The 15,029-nt window shown below is 69.3% G+C and carries 16 protein-coding genes; 10 read left to right on the top strand and 6 right to left on the bottom strand.

Features of this window, described 5'->3' with window-relative positions:
* Positions 1-23: 23 nt before the first annotated feature.
* Complete coding sequence (locus tag MHN84_RS09050; protein ID WP_241204306.1) at positions 24-1,001, bottom strand: 1-phosphofructokinase family hexose kinase; 978 nt, start codon at positions 999-1,001, stop codon at positions 24-26.
* Positions 998-1,777 carry a DeoR/GlpR family DNA-binding transcription regulator gene (locus MHN84_RS09045; RefSeq protein WP_241204305.1) on the bottom strand — a complete coding sequence of 260 codons (780 nt, stop codon included), beginning with the start codon at positions 1,775-1,777 and terminating at the stop codon, positions 998-1,000. The genes MHN84_RS09050 and MHN84_RS09045 overlap by 4 nt, the downstream gene beginning before the upstream one ends.
* Before the next feature lie 42 nt (positions 1,778-1,819).
* On the opposite strand from MHN84_RS09045, the gene ptsP reads away from it, so the two are divergent.
* Positions 1,820-3,589: a phosphoenolpyruvate--protein phosphotransferase gene (gene ptsP, locus MHN84_RS09040; protein WP_241204304.1), complete on the top strand. Its 1,770-nt coding sequence runs from the start codon at positions 1,820-1,822 to the stop codon at positions 3,587-3,589.
* Here the strand turns inward: ptsP and MHN84_RS09035 are convergent.
* Positions 3,586-3,810, bottom strand: a complete 225-nt coding sequence (locus tag MHN84_RS09035) for a hypothetical protein (protein ID WP_241204303.1) — start codon at positions 3,808-3,810, stop codon at positions 3,586-3,588. The genes ptsP and MHN84_RS09035 overlap by 4 nt on opposite strands.
* Positions 3,811-3,935: 125 nt before the next feature.
* On the opposite strand from MHN84_RS09035, the gene MHN84_RS09030 reads away from it, so the two are divergent.
* Positions 3,936-4,910 carry a pirin family protein gene (locus MHN84_RS09030; RefSeq protein WP_241204302.1) on the top strand — a complete coding sequence of 325 codons (975 nt, stop codon included), beginning with the start codon at positions 3,936-3,938 and terminating at the stop codon, positions 4,908-4,910.
* Here the strand turns inward: MHN84_RS09030 and MHN84_RS09025 are convergent.
* The 3 genes from MHN84_RS09025 to MHN84_RS09015 form a co-directional block, all read right to left on the bottom strand.
* Complete coding sequence (locus tag MHN84_RS09025; protein WP_241204555.1) at positions 4,899-7,022, bottom strand: FUSC family protein; 2,124 nt, start codon at positions 7,020-7,022, stop codon at positions 4,899-4,901. The two genes, MHN84_RS09030 and MHN84_RS09025, sit on opposite strands and share 12 nt — an antisense overlap.
* Positions 7,023-7,066: 44 nt before the next feature.
* On the bottom strand, positions 7,067-7,531 hold the full coding sequence (locus MHN84_RS09020; RefSeq protein ID WP_241204554.1) for a hypothetical protein: 465 nt from the start codon (positions 7,529-7,531) through the stop codon (positions 7,067-7,069).
* A gap of 69 nt (positions 7,532-7,600) precedes the next feature.
* Positions 7,601-8,164, bottom strand: coding sequence for a TetR/AcrR family transcriptional regulator (locus MHN84_RS09015; protein WP_241204301.1), 564 nt, complete (start codon positions 8,162-8,164; stop codon positions 7,601-7,603).
* A 141-nt stretch (positions 8,165-8,305) separates the two neighbouring features.
* Here MHN84_RS09015 and MHN84_RS09010 point away from each other — a divergent pair, with 141 nt between their 5' ends.
* The 8 genes from MHN84_RS09010 to MHN84_RS08975 all read left to right on the top strand — a co-directional run bounded on the left by MHN84_RS09010 (position 8,306) and on the right by MHN84_RS08975 (position 14,895).
* Entirely contained in the window at positions 8,306-8,941 is a 636-nt protein-coding gene (locus MHN84_RS09010) for a TetR/AcrR family transcriptional regulator (protein WP_241204300.1), read from the top strand.
* 37 nt (positions 8,942-8,978) lie between these two features.
* A complete protein-coding gene (locus MHN84_RS09005) occupies positions 8,979-9,908 on the top strand; it encodes a class I SAM-dependent methyltransferase (protein ID WP_241204299.1) in 930 nt (309 codons plus the stop codon).
* Positions 9,909-9,984: 76 nt separating this feature from the next.
* The gene (locus MHN84_RS09000; RefSeq protein ID WP_241204298.1) at positions 9,985-11,403 is read left to right on the top strand and encodes an aldehyde dehydrogenase family protein; all 1,419 of its coding nucleotides are present in this window, start codon (positions 9,985-9,987) and stop codon (positions 11,401-11,403) included.
* Between the two features lie 19 nt (positions 11,404-11,422).
* A complete protein-coding gene (locus MHN84_RS08995; protein ID WP_221352971.1) occupies positions 11,423-12,286 on the top strand; it encodes an SDR family oxidoreductase in 864 nt (287 codons plus the stop codon).
* A 7-nt stretch (positions 12,287-12,293) separates the two neighbouring features.
* Positions 12,294-13,256, top strand: a complete 963-nt coding sequence (locus tag MHN84_RS08990) for an NADPH:quinone oxidoreductase family protein (RefSeq protein WP_241204297.1) — start codon at positions 12,294-12,296, stop codon at positions 13,254-13,256.
* 25 nt (positions 13,257-13,281) lie between these two features.
* Positions 13,282-13,983: a haloacid dehalogenase type II gene (locus tag MHN84_RS08985; protein WP_241204296.1), complete on the top strand. Its 702-nt coding sequence runs from the start codon at positions 13,282-13,284 to the stop codon at positions 13,981-13,983.
* A gap of 12 nt (positions 13,984-13,995) precedes the next feature.
* Positions 13,996-14,403: a PPOX class F420-dependent oxidoreductase gene (locus MHN84_RS08980; RefSeq protein WP_241204295.1), complete on the top strand. Its 408-nt coding sequence runs from the start codon at positions 13,996-13,998 to the stop codon at positions 14,401-14,403.
* Between the two features lie 6 nt (positions 14,404-14,409).
* On the top strand, positions 14,410-14,895 hold the full coding sequence (locus tag MHN84_RS08975; protein ID WP_241204294.1) for a DUF456 family protein: 486 nt from the start codon (positions 14,410-14,412) through the stop codon (positions 14,893-14,895).
* Positions 14,896-15,029: the final 134 nt, after the last annotated feature.

The following is a 15,029-nucleotide window of genomic DNA, read 5'->3' as shown; positions in this document are numbered from 1 at the left end:
GACACTACTTTCGTCGTCGAGTGTTACTGAGTGGCAGGAATCGGGGAGATCGGCGCGACGTGTACGGCGGCCAGGTCGATCTGGGAGGGCGAGGGCAGGGTGGTTCCGGGCAGGGCCGCGGCGGCGCTGCCGTAGGCGACGGCCATCTGCAGCCGCTGCGGGGCGACGGCGCCACCGACTTCTGCGCGGATGTAGCCGGCCAGCGAGGAGTCGCCTGCGCCGACCGTACTGCGCGGCACGATGGGCGGCGGGGTCGCCATCCACGCGCCGTTGGCGTCGACCAGCACGGCACCTTCGGCGCCTAGCGTGGCGAGCACCGCGCCGACACCACGGTCGACGAGCTGGCGCGCGGCCACCACTACGGGCTCGTAATCCCCCTGTGCGACAGCCTGTTCGAGAACTTCGGGGGAGAGGCCCAGCACGCTGGCCAGCTCTTCGGTGTTCGGCTTGATCAGATCCGGTGCGCCGCGCTCGAGCGATCCCACGAGCGCGGCCAGCGGCGCGTCCGAGGTGTCGACGGCGACGCGGCACCGACGCGAGGCGAGCATCGCCACGACGTCGCCGTACCAGGACGCCGCCATGCCCGGCGGCAGCGAACCGGACATCACCACCCAGTCGGCGTCCTCGGCGGCGGCCAGCACGGCGTCGGTCAGTGCGCTCACCGTCGCCTCGTCGAGCGTTGCGCCCGGTTCGTTGATCTTGGTGGTGGTGCCGTCGGGTTCGGTGATCGTCAAGTTGGTCCGGGCGGGTTCGGCGGAGGGGACGACTCGGAAGGACACGGCCGCTGTCTGCAACGCGGTGATCAACGGGTCGTTGGCGGCGGCGGGCAGCACGGCGAGCGCGTCGAGCCCGGCCAGTGTCAGCGCCCGGGCGACGTTGACGCCCTTGCCGCCGGCCTGGTCGGTCACCGACGTGACCCGGTGCACCGCGCCGCGGGTCAGCGGCGAGGGCAGCGACGCCGTCCGGTCGATGCTCGGGTTCGGGGTGACGGTGACGATCACAGCTGGTCTCCTGCGCAGACGATTTCGATGCCCTGATCGGTCAGCGCGGACCGGTCGGTGGCGCTGATCTCCGGGTCGGTGATGAGGGTGTCGACACTGGTGATGGGTGCGAAGCTGACGAAGTCTTCCCGGCCTACCTTGGACGAATCAGCCGCGACGACAACGTAGTTGGCGGCCCGGACCATGGCGCGCTTGACCGCGGCCTCGTCGCTGTCGGGAGTCGACAGCCCGTGCCGCACGCTGATGGCGTTGGTGCCGATGAACGCGATGTCCACGCGCAAGGTGTCGAGCACCCGCAGCGTCTGCTCACCGACGGCCGCCTGCGTGACACCGCGGACCCGCCCGCCCAGCAGCTGCAGCGAGACCGTCGGCATCGTGGCCAGGCGTGCGGCGATCGGCACGGAGTTGGTGACGACGACGAGCTCGCGATCGGTGGGCAGGTGAGCGGCGATCCGCATCGTGGTGGTGCCGGCGTCGAGCAGCACGGTCGCGCCGCTGAGCGGGAAGAACTCGGCGGCCGCGGCGGCGATCGCATCCTTGTGTTCGGAGCGGGTCACGTCGCGCTCTCCGACCCCGGGTTCCACGAGGTGCAGCGCCCGCACCGGCACGGCGCCGCCGTGCACCCGCCGGACGATGCCGGCTTTGTCCAAGACGGCGAGATCGCGGCGGACGGTTTCGGTGGTCACGTCGTAGGCGGCGGCGAGCTCCGTCACCGAGGCGCGGCCCCTGGCCATCACCAGCGAGGCGATGGCCTGCTGCCGCTCTTCGGGGTACATGGAGCTCCGTTTGTGTGGGGTTTCGTGCGATTGGTTGTTGATATGTTTGGTTTTACTCCTGAACGTGTTGACTTGTCAATGGATTCTTGTAACCTGGTTCACATGACCGCGACGTCTCTGTCTAGCTCACAGGCCACCGAAGCACCGGCAGCCGGCACCGTTCTGCATGGCGTTCCCGTCGTGACCGGGGTCGCCTACGCGCCCGTGATCCGCCCCGGGCGGCTGCCCGAGGTGGACCTCTCCGCCCTGCCCGAGATCGCGGAGGGCGACCGGCCGGCCGAGAAAGACCGCTTCGCTGCGGCAGCGGCCACCGTGGCCACCCGGCTGCGCGAGCGCGCCGCCCACGCGACCGGTGCGGCGTCAGAGGTTCTCGCCGCGACGGCCACGCTCGCGCAGGATCGCGGGTGGCTCGGCGCCGCCGAGAAGCGCATCACCGACGGTGCGCCCGCTGTCCGCGCGGTCAGCGGGGCGATCGATCAGTTCGTCGAGATGTTCACCAAGATGGGCGGCCTGATGGCCGAGCGGGTGACCGACCTGCGTGACATCCGCGACCGCGTGATCGCCGAGCTCAACGGACTACCGGAACCCGGCGTGCCCCTGCCCGACGAGCCGTCGGTGCTGTGTGCCGAGGACCTCGCCCCCGCCGACACCGCCGGCCTGGACCCGGCGCTGATCGTGGCGCTGGCCACGACGCTGGGTGGCCCGACCAGCCACACCGCGATCATCGCCCGGCAGTTGGGCATTCCGTGTGTGGTCGCCGTCGCCGGACTGGATGACGTGCCCGCCGCGACGACGGTCCTGGTCGACGGCACCCGCGGCACCGTCACCGTGACGCCCGACGACGCCGAGGCGCGGGCTGCTGTGGACGACGCCGCGCGCGTGGCGGCCGCGGCGGCGGGGTGGACCGGGCCGGGCGCGACGGCCGACGGACACCAGGTCGCGGTGCTGGCCAACGTGCAGGACGGCGCAGCCGCCCGCGCCGCGCGGGAGACACCCGCCGAGGGCGTCGGCCTGTTCCGCACTGAACTGTGCTTCCTCAACACCGACGCCGAGCCCACGGTCGACGAGCAGGCGCACATCTACGGCGAGGTGCTCGAGGCGTTCGCCGGGCGCAAGGTCGTGATCCGCACGCTCGACGCCGGATCGGACAAGCCGCTCAAGTTCGCGGGTCACCCGGACGAGGCCAACCCGGCGCTCGGCGTGCGCGGCATCCGCATCGCCGAGAACAACCCCGGGCTACTGGCCCATCAGCTCGACGCGATCGCCGCTGCCGCCGAACGCACCGGGCAGCAGCCGTGGGTGATGGCGCCGATGATCGCGACGGCGTCCGAGGCCTTGAACTTCGCGGCCGAGGTCCGAGCACGCGGGCTGACTCCCGGCGTCATGATCGAGGTGCCAGCCGCCGCGCTGCTCGCGGACCGCATTCTCGAGCACGTCGACTTCCTGTCGATCGGCACCAACGATCTCGCGCAGTACACGATGGCCGCGGACCGGATGTCAGCCGACCTGGCCACTCTCACCGACCCGTGGCAGCCGGCCGTCGTGGCGCTGGTGGCGATGACCGTGCGCGCCGGGACCGCCGCGGGCAAGCCCGTCGGGGTGTGCGGTGAGGCCGCCGCCGATCCGCTGCTGGCCTGCGTGCTCACCGGACTGGGGGTGACCTCCCTGTCGGCGGCCGCTGCGGCAGTCCAGGGTGTCGGTGCGAAACTCGCGCAGGTGACGCTGCAGCAGTGCCGCGAAGCGGCCGACGCCGTGCTGGCCACCGCGAGCGCCGCCGACGCCCGCGCCGCCGCGCTCGAGATCCTCGGTTAGACGGTCCAGCCGGTGGCCTGCGGCCAGGACTCCACCTCGACGCCGCCGCGCGTGAGCGTCACCGCGGAGTAGCCGTGCTCGTCGGCCGAGGAGATCGTGTCGGCGTACACCCGCCGGGCTTCGGCTTCGGTCCCACTCATCACCGTGCTCTGCCGGGTCGCGTGCTCCGGGTCGGCCCGGTCGTACGGTGTCGCGGCGATGACCTGCCAGTGCTCTGTCATGGCCGCCGAGTACCCACGGCGCGAGGGTCTAGTGTGCAGCCAGCGCGCCAGTCCGGCCGACTGCGCGATCTGATTGCACACCAGGAGTCCGGAATGAATCGGACCGCGGTCCGGTTCAATGAGACATGCCCGCAATCACCGCAGACACCCTGACCCTGCCCCGGCTGTCAGCGCCCTCGCCCGCCGACACCGAACGCCCCGTGCGCTCGGTGACCACCGGCCCCCGCGGTTACGAAGGGGAGGGCTTCCCCGTCGTCCGCGCCTTCGCCGGCGTCAACGCCCGCGACCTCGACCCGTTCGTCCACATGGACCAGATGGGTGAGGTGGAATACCAGCCCGGCGAACCGCGCGGCACCGACTGGCACCCGCACCGCGGCTTCGAGACCGTGACCTACATGATCGACGGCCGCTTCGCCCACCAGGACTCGCACGGCGGCGGCGGCATGATCACCGACGGCGCCACGCAGTGGATGACCGCCGGCTCCGGCATCCTCCACATCGAGACCCCGCCGGCCGAACTGGTCGACAGCGGTGGACTCTTCCACGGCATCCAGCTCTGGGTGAACCTTCCGCGCAGTGACAAGTTCGCCGCGCCCAAGTACCAGTCGATCGAGGGCCCCCAGGTCGGCCTGGTCGCCTCCCAGGACGGCGGCGCCCTGCTCCGGGTGATCGCCGGCGACATCGGTGGGCACGCCGGCCCCGGCGCCACCCACACCCCGATCACACTGGCCCACGCCACCATCCAGCCCGGCGCCCGGCTCGACGTGCCGTGGAACCGCGACTTCAACGCGCTGGTCTACGTGCTGTCCGGCCGCGGGTCCGTCGGCCCCGTCGGTCACCCGATCGAACAGGGCCAGCTGGCCGTTCTCGGCCCGGGCGACCGCATCGGCGTCGCCGCGGCACCCACCCAGGAGTCGCACCGTCCCGCGCTGGAAGTGCTGCTGCTCGGCGGGCAACCGCTGCGGGAACCGGTGTTCCAGTACGGCCCCTTCGTGATGAACTCCAAGTCGGAGCTCATCGAGGCGGTCGAGGACTTCAACGCCGGCCGGTTCGGCACCATCCCGCCCGGCGCGTTGATGCCGCACCGGTCAGGACGCTGACGCCGGGTAGATCAGCTCCAGCTCGCCCAGCAGCGCCGCGACCGTCAGCAGCGGCAGCGCGGCCGAGATGCCGAGATCGTTGGCGGTGGCCTTCTCGCGCATCTCGGCGCGCCGCTCGCTGCGTAGTGCCAGCACGAAGTCGTCGCTGATCGGCGGGCTCGCGCGCCCGGCGTCGATACTGCCGACCACCCGCTCACGGATCGCCTCGGCGTGGGATTCCACGACGGCGCGCACCGTCGGGTAGGCCGCCAGCGGCGGTGGAGTCGGGATGTCGGCGATCAGATCGGCCGCGGCGCGCAGCCGGATCGCCCGGTTGAACGAGCGCACCACCGGCGCCCGGAAGTCGGAATCACCGCTGCTCTCCGAAAGATATTGGCGGACAGCATCATCGATGACACGGGAGGCCGCCAGCGCCTGATGGCTCAGGATCGCCACCTCGTCGTTGCGTTCCTCGAATGCGCCGCGGGTGATGCGCAGCACCGCCGTCCACAGGTAGGCGGCGAAGATCGCCCGCGCCGAGTCGATCGCCCGCGTCACCGACGCCGTCGCACCCCGAGGCCAGAGCAGCACCGAGACCACGACCCCGACCAGCGCGCCGACGATCACGTCCTCGACCCGGATCAACCCCACCTGCCAGCCCGTGGGCACGATCAGGTTGAAGAAGATCAGCACCATCATCGTGAACGCGGCTTGTGCCGCGGTGAACGACGCGATCTCGGGAACGTAGGCCGAGCCGAACACCGCCAACGGCATCAGCACCCACAACACGACCGGATCCACCCCGACCAAGCCGATCAACAGGGCGCCCAGCACGAACCCGATCGTCGTCCCCATCACCGCGCGCCACACCCGCGTCCCGGTGGACAACGCGCTGCTGCGCAACACCGACAACGCGCCCAGCACCACCCAGAACCCGTGCTCGACAGGGAAGATGTGCGTCACGGCCACCGCGATGGCCAGCCCGAGGCCGGTACGCACGCTGTTGCGCACCGCCACCGCGCGATTCGCGACGAAGCCCGACGTGATCTGCGCTGCGGCAACGGCTTCGGGGAGCAATCGGTCCGATGCACCGGTCGGCGGCAGGCGCAGCCCCAGGGCGCGGGCCCACACCGGGCGGGCGTCCGCGGCCGCGGCCGCGGCGATGATGCGCCCCGTCGCGCCGATCATCGCGGCGATGGTGCGACGACGCAGTAACTCACGGCCCAACGCGACGGCGCGGTCGTCGTCCGGGGCACTGAGGATCTCGTCCAGGTCCTCCCGCCACCGGCCCCGCGCGGTGGCGCGCAACGTCTCGAGCGCCGCGTCCAGATCCATGCGGGCCACGTCCCTGTCGGTCGGCCGCGAGATCCGGAGCACGGCGGCAGCGCAGCGCAACACACGCACCACCGCGTTCCGGTCGCGCAGCGTGACCCCGGTGTCCTGTCCGACCCGATCGGCCACCCACTCCAGGTCGTCGACCACCCGGACCAGTGCCCTGCTCCCCGCGGTCAGCCCCACCGGCCGGAAATCGGCCCCCAAAAACGTCGCACGCAGTCCGTCCATCGCGCGGCGCACGTCCTCCGCGCTCGCCGAGCCGTCGATGCGGTCGGCCAGCGTGCGGCACGCCCGGGCGGCGCGCCGGCGCAACTCACCGTGGTGCCGCGGCGGCAGCACGAACAGCGCGGCAGGCACACACACCGCCAACGCGATCGCCCAACCGGCCAGCCGCTCACCGACCGGACCGGGCGGCGTGCAGGCCGGCAACACGAACGTCAGCAACGTCGCCCGCTGCCCCGCGGCGATCGTCTCGCTCAACACCCCGGAAAACGTCACCGCCACACCGAGGGCGAACATCAGCGCCACCGCCGGCCACGGATAGGGCGCGATCAGCGTGCCCACGGTGATCAACACGAAGCCGTTGACGCCCAGTCCGGCGTAGGCGACCGCACGGTTCTGCCGATTGCCCGGGAAATCGGAGAACACCAGCAGCGCGACGGACCCGAACAACGTGAACAGCGAGGTCTGGGGATTACCGCCGCCGAGCAGGAAGCTCGTGCCGGCCGCGATCGGCACCACGGTCGCTGCCCGCACGGCGCGGCGCAGCGCGTCGTTGTCCGGGTCGCGCTGATGCATCCGCCGGACGATGCGCGCGCGCACGTCGAGGGTCGGTGCGGTCGTCAATGCGCGAGCACCTTCACGGCGATGACGAGCAATCCCACCATGACCAGGGTGGCGACGGTGGCGATTTGCTGCCACCACGGCAACCGGGTACGGCGCACCGCCAGTAATGCGATCAGGCCGAGCTCACCGACGAGGATCCATTTGGCGGCCCACATCGCGGTATCGGTGTCGAGCAGGCCGAGACCGGCGGTCGCCAGCGCCGCCAGCGGTAGCACAGCGGCCTGCAGGATCTGACCCGACGCCTGCATGATCCGCCAGCGCTCCACCCCGTGCGGAGCCTGCTCGTGCACGGCCAGATGGGCGACCCAGTCGGCCAGCAGGCTGGCGGCCCACAGCCCGCCCATGGTCACCGCGACATCGAGCATCCGGGCCCAGCCGCTGGTGTCGTCTTCGGTGTAGCGCGTCAGGACCACCAGCGTGGCCAGACACGAGATGGCCCCGTAGAGGCGCTCCCGCAGCATCGCCACGACGTGCTCGACGGGCGCCGCCTCGGTCTCGTTACCCGCTGTGTCAGTCACCGTCAGTCACTGTCAGTCACCGTCGGGCACCGACGCGAACCGCCCGGCGTCCAGACTGTCGAGCAATTGGGTCACCAGCCACTCCAATCCGTCCGGGTTGCGCGGCAACAGCGCCTGCTCGTACCCGACGAGCAGGTAGATCGACCACGACGCGAACATCTCAGCCTGCCGTCTGTTCCCCAATACTTGCAAAGCCGCCGCGAACACCGCGTCGAAACGGTGACGGTCGACCGCCGCCTGCGCCTCGCGCACGTGCGGATCGATCGAGCCCCAGACGCGAATGGCCGCCTCGGCCCCGTGCGGCAGTGCCAACCCACCCTTGATGATCTGGTCCAGCCGGCGCCTCGGGTCGGGTTCCTCGCCTGCCTCCTCCACTCGCACCGTCATCTGCATCTGCCAGTGTGTGACGAGCTGGCGCGTGTACTCCGACCAGCTCGCGAAGTGGTGGTAGAACGATCCACTCGTGACGCCGAGCCGACCGCACACCGACGCGAGCTTGAGCCCGCCGTATCCGGCTTCGGCCAGCACATCGAACCCCGCCTGAAAAAACAACTCCCGTGACCCCGTCGCCCCCATGTCGAAACTGTAATTCGGCGGGCCCGCGCGCGACCGCTGTGCACCCTGGGAATTCGGTCCGAGGTTTGCTCGAATCGACGCCTCGGAGGCCGCAAACGACAGCGTGCAGGAGGCCCCGGTGACGTGTGGCACAATTTCGGGGTGCCGTACACGGCGAGTAGAGGCCCAGGTCGACCCCCCGCGGCGAAGGCTGCCGAGACGCGGGAGCGCATTTTGCTTGCTGCGCGCGAGGTGTTCAGCGAATTGGGGTACGACGCCGCGACGTTCCAGGCGATCGCCGTGCGGGCCGATCTGACCCGACCCGCCATCAATCATTACTTTGCCAGCAAGCGTGTGCTGTGGGGTGAAGTCGTCGAGCAGACGAACACGACGATCGTCAGCACCGGTGTGTCCCGCGCCCGGGAGCGAACCGGCCTCGTCGACCGGCTGGCGACCTTCCTGGCGGCCACCACCCAGGTCGACACCGACGACCGCTCCGCGGCGGCGTTCCTGGTCACCTCGGTGCTGGAGACCCAGCGGCATCCCGAGCTGGTCAGCGACGAACACGATCCGCTGAAGAACTCCCGCTCCTTCGTGGCGTGGGCGGTCAACGATGCGATCGAGCGCGGTGAGCTCAGTTCGGACACCGATGTCGACCATCTGGTCGAGATGCTGGTCGCGGTGCTGTGGGGGATGGGCTTCTACGCCGGGTTCGTCGGGGATCGCGCCGCGCTGGGCGCCGTGGTCCACAAGCTCGAGCTCCTGCTCGCCAACAAGCTGTGGCATCTCGGTGCCTAGAGGCACTCACCCGCTGCAATAGTTAGACTCCCGAAGTATGGGCACTGCGCGCACCGATGACGACACGTGGGACATCAGCACCAGCGTCGGGAGCACGGCCGTCATGGTCGCCGCTGCGCGCGCGGCCGAGACCCGGCGAGCCGACCCGCTGATCCAGGACCCCTACGCCGAGATCTTGATCGCCCAGGCCGGCGAGGGCGTCTGGGGATTGATGCTCGACGACGACTTCGTCGCGAAGGCCACCGCGTCAGACCCCGAGATCGGCGCGATGTTCGAGAACATGAAGAGCTATCAGGCCGTGCGCACGCTCTTCTTCGACACCTTCTTCGCCGAGGCGCTGGCCGGGGGCATCCGGCAGGTCGTCATCCTCGCGTCCGGGCTGGACTCCCGCGCCTTCCGGCTGTCCTGGCCCGCGGGCACCACGGTCTTCGAGATCGACCAACCCAAGGTGCTGGAGTACAAGGCCGCCATCCTCGCCGAGCACGGCGTCAGTCCGTCGGCCGACCGCCGCGCGGTGGCGATCGACCTGCGCCAGGACTGGCCCGCCGCGCTGACCGGCGCCGGTTTCGACCCCACCCAGCCGACGGCGTGGCTCGCCGAGGGCCTGCTCATGTACCTGCCTGCCGACGCTCAGGACCGGCTGTTCACACAAGTCACCGAGCTGAGCGCACCCGGCAGCCGCGTCGCCGCGGAGTCGATGGGCCTGCACTCCGAGGAGCGCCGCGAACGCATGCGGGAGCGGTTCGCCCGGATCACCGCGCAGTTCGACGTCCAGCCGATGGACATCAGTGAGCTGACCTACGAGGACCCGGATCGGGCCGACGTGGCCGACTGGCTCGACGCGCACGGATGGCACGCCATGGCCGTGGCCTCGCTCGACGAGATGCAGCGGCTCGATCGCTACGTCGAGGTCGAGGACGCCGACAGCGGGTCGTTCTCCACCTTCACCACCGCAGTGCGGGACTGACCCGACCTCCTGTTCACCAACTGGCTGGTTGGCTACCATTCGGGGTACTCCGCCGGTCAGAACAAGGAGACCCTTCATGACCACCGATTCCGCCGTCCCCGTCGCCGTCGGCGATGACGTCGCCGGTTCCCCCGACATCGCCGCGACCGTCCGCCGGCTCCGGGAGACCTTCGCCAGTGGCCGCACACGCAGCATCGAATGGCGCAAACAGCAGCTGCGCGCCCTCGAACGGCTGATGTTGGAGAACGAGGCCGCGATCGCCGACGCGCTCGCGAAGGACCTCGACCGCACTCCGTTCGAAGCATGGCTCGCCGACGTCGCGAGCACCGCGGGCGAAGCCAAGTCCGCCGCCAAGAGCGTGGGGCGATGGATGAAGCGCAGCTACCGGATGCTGGAGATCTCGCAACTACCCGGGCGCGGGTGGGTGGAGTACGAGCCCTACGGGACCGTGCTCATCATCGGCGCGTGGAACTTCCCGTTCGCCCTGACGCTGGGCCCCGCCGTCGGCGCCATCGCGGCCGGAAACACCATGGTGCTCAAGCCGTCTGAGGTGGCTCCGGCATCGTCGGCGCTGATGGCCGAGCTCGTCCCGCGCTATCTCGACAATGACGCCATCGCCGTGATCGAGGGCGACGCCGCGGTCAGCCAGGAACTGATCGAAAAGGGCTTCGACTACCTGCTCTTCACCGGCGGCACCGAAGTCGGCCGCAAGGTCTACGAGAGCGCAGCCGCGCACCTGACCCCGGTCACGCTCGAGCTCGGTGGCAAGAGCCCGGTGATCGTGTCGGCAGACGCCGACATCGAGGTCGCCGCCAAGCGCATCGCCTGGACCAAGCTGATCAATTCCGGGCAGATCTGCATCGCCCCCGACTACGTGCTGGCCGAGGCCCCGATCCGCGATCAGCTCGTCGACAAGCTGCGCGACGCCGTGGCCGAGTTCGAGGCGAACAACCCGAGCGGTAAGCGCATCGTCAACGAACGGCATTTCAACCGGCTGACCAACGCGCTGGCGGCCACGAAAGGCACAGTCGCCGTCGGCGGTGACTCCGATGCGGTGAACATCAGGATCCAACCCACCGTCGTCGTCGACCCCGACCCGGCCGAACCACTGATGACCGACGAGATCTTCGGCCCGATCCTGCCCGTGGTGACCGTCGAAAACCTCGACGAGGCAATTCGTTTCGTCAACGCACGGCCCAAGCCGTTGGCCGCCTACCTGTTCACCAAGACCAAAGCGGTGCGTGAGCGCGTGGTCCGCGACATCTCCTCCGGCGGCATGGTGATCAACCACCTGCTCTTCCACTTCGCCACGCACAAGCTGCCTTTCGGCGGAGTGGGCCCGTCCGGCATGGGCGCCTACCACGGCAAGTTCGGCTTCGAGACGTTCAGCCACAAGAAGAGCGTGATGACGAAGTCGACCCGACCCGACGTCGGCGGCTTCATCTACCCCCCGTATACAGAGAAGGCGTGGAAGCTCGCCAGACGGCTTTTCTGAACAACGGGAAGGGATAGTCATGCCAGGAGTGCAGGATCGGGTCATCGTCGTCACCGGTGCCGGAGGCGGTCTCGGGCGCGAATACGCGCTGACCCTGGCGCGTGAAGGCGCCAGCGTCGTCGTCAACGATCTCGGCGGGGCGCGTGACGGTACCGGCGCCGGTCACAACATGGCCGACGAGGTGGTCAAGGAGATCAAAGACGCCGGTGGCCGGGCAGTGGCGAACTACGACTCCGTCGCCGAGCCCGAGGGTGCGGCCAACATCATCAAGACCGCGGTCGACGAGTTCGGCAAGGTCGACGGCGTCGTCAGCAACGCCGGCATCCTGCGTGACGGCACGTTCCACAAGATGGAGTTCGCCAACTGGGATGCCGTGCTGAAGGTGCACCTGTACGGCGGCTACAACGTGGTCCGCGCGGCGTGGCCGCACTTCCGCGAGAACGGTTTCGGCCGCGTCGTGGTCGCGACCTCGACCAGCGGTCTGTTCGGCAACTTCGGTCAGGCCAACTACGGCGCGGCCAAGCTCGGTCTCGTCGGCATGATCAACACGCTGGCCCAGGAAGGCGCGAAGTACAACATCAAGACCAACGCGATCGCCCCGATCGCGGCCACCCGCATGACGCAGGACATCCTGCCGCCGGAGGTCTTCGAGAAGCTCACCCCCGAGTACGTGGCACCCGTGGTGGCCTACCTGTGCACCGAGGAGGTGCCCGACACTGCGTCGGTGTTCATCGTCGGCGGCGGCAAGGTGCAGCGGGTGGCGCTGTTCCAGAACAAGGGCGTGACGTTCACCGAGGTGCCGTCCGTCGACGACGTCGCGGGCAAGTGGGGCGAGATCACCGATCTGTCGGCCGCCGAGCGCGCGTCGTTCAACCTCGGCTGACCACTGCATGAAAGCGCTTGTCGCGCAGGAGTTGTCCGGGCCCGCGGGGTTGTCCTACATGGACATGGCCGATCCCGCGGGCAACGGGCAGGTGGTGATCGACGTGCGAGCGGCCGGGGTGTGCTTCCCGGATCTGCTCCTGCTGCGCGGGGAATACCAACTACGGCTCGATCCGCCCTTCGTACCGGGCATGGAGGTCGCGGGTACGGTTCGGTCCGCGCCTGCTGGGTCACCGTTCGATGTGGGCCAACGGGTTTCGGCGTTCACGATGCTCGGTGGGTACGCCGAGCAGGTGGCGGTGGACCCGGGCAGCGTGGTGTCCACGCCGCCTGACGTGGACGATGCGTCCGCGGCGGCGCTGCTCGGCAACTACTACACCATGTATTTCGCGCTGCAGCGGCGGGCGGCCCTACGCCCCGGCGAGACGGTGCTGGTGCTCGGCTCGGGCGGTGGAGTCGGAACCGCAGCGGTGCAGATCGCCAAAGGCCTCGGCGCCCGCGTGATCGCGATGGTGCACCGGCCCTCGGCCGTCGAGTTCGTCGAATCCCTCGGTGCCGACGCGGTTCTGCCGTTGTCCGACGGGTGGCTGGATGCGGTCAAGGAGCACACCGATGGCCGCGGCGTCGACGTCGTGGTGGACCCGATCGGCGGATCGGCATTCGACGACGCGGTCCGCGCGTTGGCGACCGAGGGTCGGCTGCTGGTGATCGGGTTCGCGGCCGGTGGCATTCCGACCGTGAAGGTGAATCGGCTGCTGCTGCGCAACGTCAGCGTCGTCGGGGTCGGTTGGGGTGAGTTCGTCAGGCGCACTCCCAGCGCTCAGGCCGAGATCGGCGCCGGGCTCGGCGAATTGGTGAGGCAGGGTCTGAGACCCCCTGAGCCGGTGCGGTTCCCGCTCTCGAACGGGGCCGAGGCACTGCAGAAGCTCGCCGACGGTGAGATCAAGGGGAAGCTGGTCCTCGAAACGTGATGAGCACTCGCGCGAAGAACAGACGATGACGATCCGGGCGCTGGCGTTCGACGTGTTCGGCACCGTCGTCGACTGGCGCTCCAGCGTCAGCCGCGAGCTGGCGGCGTTCGGCGCCAGGCACGGGATCGACGAGGATTGGCCTGCGTTCGCCGACGACTGGCGCGCCGGCTACGTCCCGGCGATGGACCGTGTGCGTCGGGGCGAATTGCCGTGGACGCGGATCGACGACCTGCATCGCGGGCGACTCGTCGAGCTCCTCGATGACCGCGGAATCACCGTCGACGACGCAGAGATCGACGACCTGAACCGGGCGTGGCATCGCCTCGATCCGTGGCCGGACGCCGTCGCCGGGCTGACGCGGCTCAAGGAGCGGTTCGTCATCACCACGCTGTCCAACGGCAACGTCTCTCTGCTGACGAACATGGCCAAACACGCGAGTCTGCCGTGGGATTGCGTCCTCTCCGCCGAGATCTTCCGGCACTACAAACCCGATCCCGAGGCGTACCTCGGTTGCGCGGACATCCTCGACGTCGCTCCCGACGAGCTGATGCTGGTGGCCGCGCATCCATCCGACCTGCGCGCCGCGCGCGACGCCGGCCTGCGGACCGGGTTCGTGTTCCGGCCCACCGAGTACGGCCCGGAGCGTACCCTCCACCGACCTGCCGAGTCCGAATTCGACGTCATGGCAGATGATTTCGGCGATCTCGCCGAGCAACTGAACTGCTGAGAGGATTGACCCATGGCTGTTGCGCTACCCGATGATCTGATCGAGCTGCTGGACAAGCCGAGCCCGTGCTTCGTGGCGACGCTGATGGCCGACGGGTCACCCCAACTCACCGAGACGTGGGTGACGACCGATGGCGCCAACGTCGTCCTCAACATCGTCGGCGGCATGCAGAAGGAGAAGAATCTGCGCCGTGACCCGCGCATCGCGGTCAACATCGCCGACGCTGACAACGTCGCGCGCTTCTACGAGGTGCGTGGCCGGGTGACGTCGATGACCAGCGAGGGCGGCAAAGCGCACATCGACGAGCTCTCGCAGAAGTACCTGGGTATCCCGTATCCCTACTTCAGCGGCAACCCTGACGAAACCCGGCTCATCGTCACGATCGAGGCCGACAAGGTCAACACCCCGATAGCGGGCTGATCGGGAGTGAGCAGCGCCGGCATCGTCCTGGTCGGGCTGGTGATCGCAGTGGGCCTGGTGGGCATCCTGGTGCCGATCCTGCCCGGTGGGATCCTGGTGATCGCGGCGATCGGTGTATGGGCGTTCATCGAAGGCGGCGTGACCGCGTGGGTGACGTTCGGTGTCGCGGCGGCGTTCTTCGGGGCGGCTGCGGTGGTCAAGTACACCTGGCCGGCGCGCCGGATGCGGGATGCGCAGGTGCGGACGTCGGTTCTGGTGGTCGGCGCGCTGGCCGGCATCGTCGGGTTCTTCGTGATCCCGGTGGTCGGGCTGGTGATCGGATTCGTCGGTGGGGTGTTCGTCGCCGAATTGGCGTCGCGGGGCGATCTGAGGCGCGCGTGGGCGTCGACGGTGCACGCGGTCAAAGGGGTCGCGCTGTCGGTGGGCGTCGAGTTGACGGGCGCGCTGTTGGCGACGGTCGCGTGGGCAGTCGGGGTGTACCTGACGATCTGAGAGTCATGTGTGGCAGCGGCCCGCCATGAGCGACTTTGTCGGCGCCCGGGTAGCGGGGCTAAGTAACCGCCGACTGTGTCGCTGGGGGTGGGCCGGTGAGCAATGCAACCCGCGTCCGTCGCGGCGCGATGTCG

The sequence above is a fragment of the Mycobacterium sp. PSTR-4-N genome (assembly GCF_022348085.1).
Taxonomy (GTDB): Bacteria; Actinomycetota; Actinomycetes; order Mycobacteriales; family Mycobacteriaceae; genus Mycobacterium.
Note: the sequence above shows the minus strand (reverse complement) of the source record. Positions and strands in the feature narration are given on the sequence as shown.

Coding starts and splice junctions, on each gene's coding strand:
- MHN84_RS09015 (WP_241204301.1), bottom strand. CDS start 8,164: ATGGGGGCGACGGGGTCACGGGAGTTGTTTTTTCAGGCGGGGTTCGAT.
- MHN84_RS08985 (WP_241204296.1), top strand. CDS start 13,282: ATGACGATCCGGGCGCTGGCGTTCGACGTGTTCGGCACCGTCGTCGAC.
- MHN84_RS08980 (WP_241204295.1), top strand. CDS start 13,996: ATGGCTGTTGCGCTACCCGATGATCTGATCGAGCTGCTGGACAAGCCG.
- MHN84_RS08995 (WP_221352971.1), top strand. CDS start 11,423: ATGCCAGGAGTGCAGGATCGGGTCATCGTCGTCACCGGTGCCGGAGGC.
- MHN84_RS09020 (WP_241204554.1), bottom strand. CDS start 7,531: ATGCTGCGGGAGCGCCTCTACGGGGCCATCTCGTGTCTGGCCACGCTG.
- MHN84_RS09045 (WP_241204305.1), bottom strand. CDS start 1,777: ATGTACCCCGAAGAGCGGCAGCAGGCCATCGCCTCGCTGGTGATGGCC.
- MHN84_RS09035 (WP_241204303.1), bottom strand. CDS start 3,810: ATGACAGAGCACTGGCAGGTCATCGCCGCGACACCGTACGACCGGGCC.
- MHN84_RS09000 (WP_241204298.1), top strand. CDS start 9,985: ATGACCACCGATTCCGCCGTCCCCGTCGCCGTCGGCGATGACGTCGCC.
- MHN84_RS09030 (WP_241204302.1), top strand. CDS start 3,936: ATGCCCGCAATCACCGCAGACACCCTGACCCTGCCCCGGCTGTCAGCG.
- ptsP (WP_241204304.1), top strand. CDS start 1,820: ATGTTTGGTTTTACTCCTGAACGTGTTGACTTGTCAATGGATTCTTGT.
- MHN84_RS09005 (WP_241204299.1), top strand. CDS start 8,979: ATGGGCACTGCGCGCACCGATGACGACACGTGGGACATCAGCACCAGC.
- MHN84_RS09025 (WP_241204555.1), bottom strand. CDS start 7,022: ATGCATCAGCGCGACCCGGACAACGACGCGCTGCGCCGCGCCGTGCGG.
- MHN84_RS08990 (WP_241204297.1), top strand. CDS start 12,294: ATGAAAGCGCTTGTCGCGCAGGAGTTGTCCGGGCCCGCGGGGTTGTCC.